Source organism: Streptomyces sp. NPDC001027 (genome assembly GCF_040299045.1).
Classification (GTDB): domain Bacteria; phylum Actinomycetota; class Actinomycetes; order Streptomycetales; family Streptomycetaceae; genus Streptomyces.
The window spans coordinates 1-6,310 of sequence record NZ_JBEPBI010000346.1 but is presented as its reverse complement, the minus strand read 5'-3'; the positions used below and the strand labels follow the sequence as shown (position 1 = coordinate 6,310).

At 75.0% G+C, this 6,310-nt stretch carries 4 protein-coding genes and 1 riboswitch; of the genes, 3 read left to right on the top strand and 1 reads right to left on the bottom strand.

What is annotated here, in order from left to right:
- Nucleotides 1-34: 34 nt before the first annotated feature.
- Complete coding sequence (gene cobN / locus ABT300_RS40135) at nt 35-3,631, bottom strand: cobaltochelatase subunit CobN (RefSeq protein WP_351686971.1); 3,597 nt, start codon at nt 3,629-3,631, stop codon at nt 35-37.
- Nucleotides 3,632-3,665: 34 nt separating this feature from the next.
- Nucleotides 3,666-3,817, bottom strand: a riboswitch (cobalamin riboswitch).
- Nucleotides 3,818-3,862: 45 nt separating this feature from the next.
- Between cobN and cobG the strand changes: the two genes are divergently transcribed.
- The 3 genes from cobG to cobI all read left to right on the top strand — a co-directional run.
- The gene (gene cobG, locus ABT300_RS40130; RefSeq protein ID WP_502978095.1) at nt 3,863-5,149 is read left to right on the top strand and encodes a precorrin-3B synthase; all 1,287 of its coding nucleotides are present in this window, start codon (nt 3,863-3,865) and stop codon (nt 5,147-5,149) included.
- Entirely contained in the window at nt 5,146-5,817 is a 672-nt protein-coding gene (locus ABT300_RS40125) for a precorrin-8X methylmutase (RefSeq protein ID WP_351686965.1), read from the top strand. Before cobG ends, ABT300_RS40125 begins: the two co-directional genes overlap by 4 nt.
- Nucleotides 5,814-6,310, top strand: a 497-nt coding sequence (cobI, locus tag ABT300_RS40120) for a precorrin-2 C(20)-methyltransferase (RefSeq protein ID WP_351686962.1), incomplete at its 3' end; no start/stop codon positions are given. The genes ABT300_RS40125 and cobI, both read left to right, overlap by 4 nt.

Genomic DNA, 6,310 nt, shown 5'->3' with positions numbered 1-6,310 from the left:
AGCGCGGCGCCGGCGCACCGGTCGGACCGGCCGGTCAGTCGTCGCCCTCGAGGTCGCCCTCCGTCTCCAGGTACACCTGTCGCAGTCGCTCCAGCACCGCCGGATCGGGCTTCGCCCACATGCCGCGCGACTGCGCCTCCAGCAGCCGCTCGGCGATGCCGTGCAGCGCCCACGGGTTGGCCTGCTGGAGGAACTCGCGGTTCGCCGGGTCCAGGACGTAGGTCTCGGTGAGCTTGTCGTACATCCAGTCGGCGACCACGCCGGTGGTGGCGTCGTAGCCGAACAGGTAGTCCACGGTGGCGGCGAGTTCGAAGGCGCCCTTGTAGCCGTGGCGCCGCATCGCCTCGATCCACTTGGGGTTGACGACCCGGGCGCGGAAGACGCGGGAGGTCTCCTCGACGAGGGTGCGGGTGCGGACCGTCTCGGGGCGGGTCGAGTCGCCGATGTACGCCTCCGGGGCGGTGCCGCGCAGGGCCCGGACGGTGGCGACCATGCCGCCGTGGTACTGGAAGTAGTCGTCGGAGTCGGCGATGTCGTGTTCGCGGGTGTCGGTGTTCTTCGCGGCGACCGCGATCCGCCGGTAGGCCGTCTCCATCTCCTCGCGGGCCGGACGGCCGTCCAGTTCGCGGCCGTAGGCGTAGCCGCCCCACACCGTGTAGACCTCGGCGAGGTCGGCGTCGGTGCGCCAGTCGCGGGAGTCGATGAGCTGGAGCAGACCGGCGCCGTAGGTGCCCGGGCGGGAGCCGAAGATGCGGGTGGTGGCGCGGCGTTCGTCGCCGTGCGCCGCCAGGTCTGCGCCGACGTGCGCGCGCACGTGGTTGACCTCGGCCGGCTCGTCGAGCGAGGCCGCGAGGCGGACGGCGTCGTCCAGCAGGCCGATCGTGTGCGGGAAGGCGTCCCGGAAGAAGCCCGAGATGCGCAGGGTGACGTCGATGCGCGGGCGGCCCAGCTCCTCGTACGGGACGGCCTCCACACCGGTCACCCGGCGCGAGGCGTCGTCCCAGACGGGGCGGACGCCGAGCAGCGCGAGGGCCTCGGCCACGTCGTCGCCGGCCGTGCGCATGGCGCTGGTGCCCCACAGCGACAGGCCGACGGAGGTGGGCCACTCGCCGTTGTCGGCGCGGTAGCGCTCCAGGAGCGAGTCGGCGAGGGCCTGCCCGGTCTCCCAGGCGAGGCGGGAAGGGACGGCCTTGGGGTCCACGGAGTAGAAGTTGCGGCCGGTCGGCAGGACGTTGACCAGGCCCCGCAGCGGGGAGCCGGACGGGCCGGCCGGGACGAATCCGCCGTTCAGTGCGTGGACGACGTGGTGGAGTTCGGCGGTGGTCGCGGCGAGGCGCGGGACGACCTCGCGGGCGGCGAACTCCAGGATGGCGGTGACCTGTTCGCCGTGCTCGTCGGGCACGGAGTCCGGGTCCCAGCCCAGCTCCTCCATCCGCTCGACCAGGGCGCGGGCCTTGGCCTCCGCCTCGTCGGCGGTGACCCGGGTCGCGGCCGACTCGTCGAGGCCGAGCGCCTCGCGCAGACCGGGCAGGGCCGTGGCGCCGCCCCAGATCTGGCGGGCGCGCAGGATCGCGAGGACGAGGTTGACGCGGTCGGCGTCGGCCGGCGGGTTGCCGAGGACGTGCAGGCCGTCGCGGATCTGGGCGTCCTTGACCTCACAGAGCCAGCCGTCGACGTGCAGCAGGAAGTCGTCGAAGCCGTCGTCGTCCGGGCGGTCGGCGAGGCCGAGGTCGTGGTCGAGCCTGGCGGCCTGGATGAGGGTCCAGATCTGGGCGCGGATCGCCGGCAGCTTCGCCGGGTCCATGGAGGAGATCTGGGCGTACTCGTCGAGGAGTTGCTCCAGCCGCGCGATGTCGCCGTAGGAGTCGGCGCGGGCCATCGGCGGGACGAGGTGGTCGACGAGGGTGGCGTGCGCGCGGCGCTTGGCCTGGGTGCCCTCGCCCGGGTCGTTGACCAGGAAGGGGTAGACCAGGGGGAGGTCGCCGAGGGCGGCGTCGGGACCGCAGGCGGCGGACAGGCCGGCGTTCTTGCCGGGCAGCCACTCCAGGTTGCCGTGCTTGCCGAGGTGGATCATCGCGTCCGCGCCGAAGCCGCCGTCCTCGGCCCGCGCGGCGATCCAGCGGTAGGCGGCCAGGTAGTGGTGCGAGGGCGGCAGGTCCGGGTCGTGGTAGATGGCGATCGGGTTCTCGCCGAAGCCGCGCGGGGGCTGGATCAGGATCAGCAGGTTGCCGAAGCGCAGCGCGGCGAGGACGATGTCGCCCTCCGGGTTGCGGCTGCGGTCGACGAACATCTCGCCGGGCGGCGGGCCCCAGTGCTCCTCGACGGCCGAGCGCAGCTCCTCGGGCAGGGCGGCGAACCAGCGGCGGTAGTCGGCCGCCGGGATCCGCACCGGGTTGCGCGCCAACTGCTCCTCGGTGAGCCAGCCCTGGTCGTGGCCGCCCGCCTCGATGAGCGCCCGGATCAGCTCGTCGCCGTCGCCGGAGGCCAGCCCCGGCACCTCGGCGTCCGTCCCGAAGTCGTAGCCCTCCTCGCGCAGCCGGCGCAGCAGGGCGACCGCGCTGGCGGGGGTGTCCAGGCCGACCGCGTTGCCGATGCGGGAGTGCTTGGTGGGGTAGGCGGAGAGCACCAGCGCGAGACGCTTGTCGGCGGGCGGGACATGGCGCAGCCGGGCGTGGCGTACGGCGATGCCGGCGACGCGGGCGGCCCGCTCCGGGTCGGCGACATAGGCGGGCAGGCCGTCGGCGTCGATCTCCTTGAAGGAGAACGGGACGGTGATCAGCCGGCCGTCGAACTCCGGGACGGCGATCTGTCCTGCCGCGTCCAGCGGGGAGACGCCCTCGTCGCTCGTCTCCCAGTCGGTCCGCGAGGAGGTCAGGCACAGCGCCTGGAGGATCGGGACGTCCAGGGAGGTCAGCGCGCCCGCGTCCCACGACTCGTCGTCGCCGCCCGCCGAGGCGTCGGCGGGGCGGGTGCCGCCCGCGGCGAGCACCGTGGTGACGATGGCGTCGGCGGCGCGCAGTTCCTCGATCAGCTCCGGCTCGGGGGCGCGCAGGGAGGCGACGTACAGCGGGAGCGGCCGGGCGCCGGACGCCTCGACGGCGTCGCACAGGGCGTGCACGAAGGCGGTGTTGCCGCTCATGTGATGGGCCCGGTAGTAGAGCACGGCGACGGTCGGGGCCCCGGGGGCGCCGGCCGGCGCCGGCCGCTCCAGCGGACCCCAGGTGGGGGCGGACGCCGGGGCGTCGAAGCCGTGGCCGGTGAGCAGGACCGTGTCGGAGAGGAACCGGGCGAGCTGCTCCAGGTTGGCGGGGCCGCCGTGGGCGAGATAGGCGTGGGCCTCGGCGGCGATGCCGACGGGGACCGTGGAGGCGGCCATCAGCTGGGCGTCGGGGGCCTGTTCACCGGTCAGGACGACGACCGGGCGGCCGTCGGCGAGCAGCAGGTCGAGGCCGTCCTGCCAGGCGCGCACCCCGCCGAGGAGGCGTACGACGACGAGGTCGGCGCCGTCGAGGAGCGCGGGGAGGTCGTCGAGGACGAGCCGGGCCGGGTTGGCGAAGCAGTACGGGACCGGGCCGGCGGCGGCTCGGGCGCTCAGCAGGTCGGTGTCGGACGTCGACAGCAGCAGGATCATGGGGCGTCGGCCTTCCTCGGGGTGTCCGCGCCCCGGGCGGTGTCGGACGGCGGGAGTTCCTGACTCACCCGGCTTCTGAGGGCCGGGCTCACAGTGGCGGGACCGCGCCGGATTCGCACCGGGCTTCCTCCCCTGTCGCCGTCGTGGCGATGGCGGACCGGATGATCCACCGCCAGCATAGTAAGGGGCGGGGGAAGAGGGCACAGGCATACCTCCCAGGTGGACGTGGGTATGCTCGCCGCCATGTCCTCGGCTGACCTCCGTCCAACGTCCCAGGCCACAGCGGTCTCACGGGACCGCGGTGACGCCTGCCCCGGGGCTTTGCGGCTGCACGCGGCGGACGACGGGGCGCTGGCCCGGGTCCGGGTGCCGGGCGGGGTGCTGAGCGTCCGTCAGGCCGAGGCGCTGGGCGAGGCGGCCGGGCGGCTGGGCGACGGGGAGATCCATCTGACCTCGCGCGGCAACGTGCAGCTGCGGGGCCTCGCGGACGGCTGCGGCGCGGAGCTCGCCGACCTGCTGGCGGCGGCCGGGCTGCTGCCCTCCCCCGGACACGAGCGGGTGCGCAACATCGTCGCCTCGCCGCTGTCCGGCCTCGACGGACGCGGCCTGCGCGATGTCCGGCCCTGGCTGTCGGAGCTCGACGCGGCGCTGTGCGCGAGCGGGCCGGCGCGGGAGTTGTCGGGCCGGTTCCTGTTCGCCCTGGACGACGGGCGCGGGGACGTGGCCGGGCTCGGCGCCGACGTGACGCTGCGGGCGACCGGCGACGGTGCGGTGCTCGCTCCGGGTGCGGTGCGGGTGTCCGCGCGGGACGCGCCACGGGCGGCGCTGCTGGCGGCCGAGACGTTCCTGCGGGCCGTCCGGGAGTCCGGCGGCGGAGTCTGGCGGGTGGCCGAACTCACCCTGCCCGAGGGCGTGCTGGCCGAGCGGGTCCGCCGCCGCCTGGCCGCCGAAGGCATCGGCGGGTCGTCCCTGACGGAGGTCGCCCCCGTCCCCGACGCGCAGGGGCCCGCGCCCGGCGTCGTCGGCGACGCCCTGTCCGCGCACGTGCCCCTCGGGCGGCTCTCCGCCCGCCAGTGGCGGGAGTTGACGCGGGTCGCCGAGACCGAGCTGCGGCTGACCCCGTGGCGCGGAGTCGTCGTCCCCGCGCCGGGCCGGGACCCTCGGCAGCGGGCCGAGTCCCTCGCGCGGCTCGCCGCCGCCGGACTCGTCACCGATCCGGACTCGCCGTGGCCGCGCGTCGGCGCGTGCGTCGGGCGGCCCGGGTGTGGCAAATCCCACGCCGACGTCCGGGCCGACGCGGCCGACACTGTCGACGCGGCCGGCGCCTGCCCCCTCCCGCTGTACTGGTCCGGCTGCGAACGGCGTTGCGGACACCCACACGGCGACCGGATCGACGTGGTCGCCTCCGCGGACGGCGGCTACCGGCTGACCGCCGTGCGGTCGGGCCGTCCGACGGGCGCCGCAGCGATGACCGACCCCGACCACCTCGCCGCCGCCCTGGCGGCGATCACCTCATGAGCCGTACCACCATCGAGAGCAGCGAGACGAACACCGTGAGCAGCTACGACTACGAGAAGGACGGTGCGGTCATCTACCGCCGGTCCTTCGCCACCATCCGCGCGGAGTCCGACCTCGAAGGACTGCCCGCCGACGTCAGCCAGGTCGCGGTCCGGATGATCCACGCCTGCGGGATGGTCGACCTCGTACGGGACCTGGCGTACACGCCGTCCGTCGTCGCCCGCGCCCGCGAGGCGCTGCGGGCCGGCGCGCCCGTCTTCACCGATGTGCAGATGGTGGCCAGCGGCGTCACCCGACGGAGGCTGCCCGCCGAGAACGACGTGCTGTGCACGCTGTCCGACCCGAGCGTGCCGGACCTTGCCGCGCGGCTCGGCACCACGCGCACCGCCGCCGCGCTGGAGCTGTGGCGGGACCGGCTCGAGGGCTCGGTGGTCGCCGTCGGCAACGCGCCCACCGCCCTGTTCCGGCTGCTGGAGATGATCGAGGAGGGCGCGCCGCGGCCCGCCGCCGTGATCGGCGCGCCGGTCGGGTTCATCGGCGCGGCCGAGTCCAAGGACGCCCTGGCGGCGAACACGCACGGCCTGGACTACCTGGTGGTGCGCGGGCGCCGTGGCGGCAGCGCCATCGCGGCCGCCGCGCTCAACGCGATCGCGAGCGAGGAAGAATGAGCGGCAAGCTGTACGGCGTCGGGCTCGGCCCCGGCGACCCGTCCCTGATGACCGTGCGGGCCGTCGAGGTGATCGGCGAGGCGGACGTGATCGCCTACCACAGCGCCCGGCACGGCCGGTCCATCGCCCGCGCGATCGCGGCGAAGCACCTGCGCGCCGATCACGTCGAGGAGCGGCTGGTCTACCCGGTCACCACGGAGACCACCGACCACCCGGGCGGCTACCAGGGCGCGATGGACGAGTTCTACGCCGAGGCGGCCGCCCGGCTCGCCGCGCATCTCGACGCGGGGCGCACGGTGGCGGTGCTCGCCGAGGGCGATCCGCTGTTCTACGGCTCCTACATGCACATGCACAAGCGGCTCGCCGACCGCTACGAGACCGAGGTCGTCCCCGGTGTCACGTCGGTGTCCGCCGCCGCCGCCCGGCTGGGCGCCCCGCTCGCCGAGGGCGAGGAGGTGCTGACGGTGCTGCCGGGCACGCTGCCCGAGGAGGA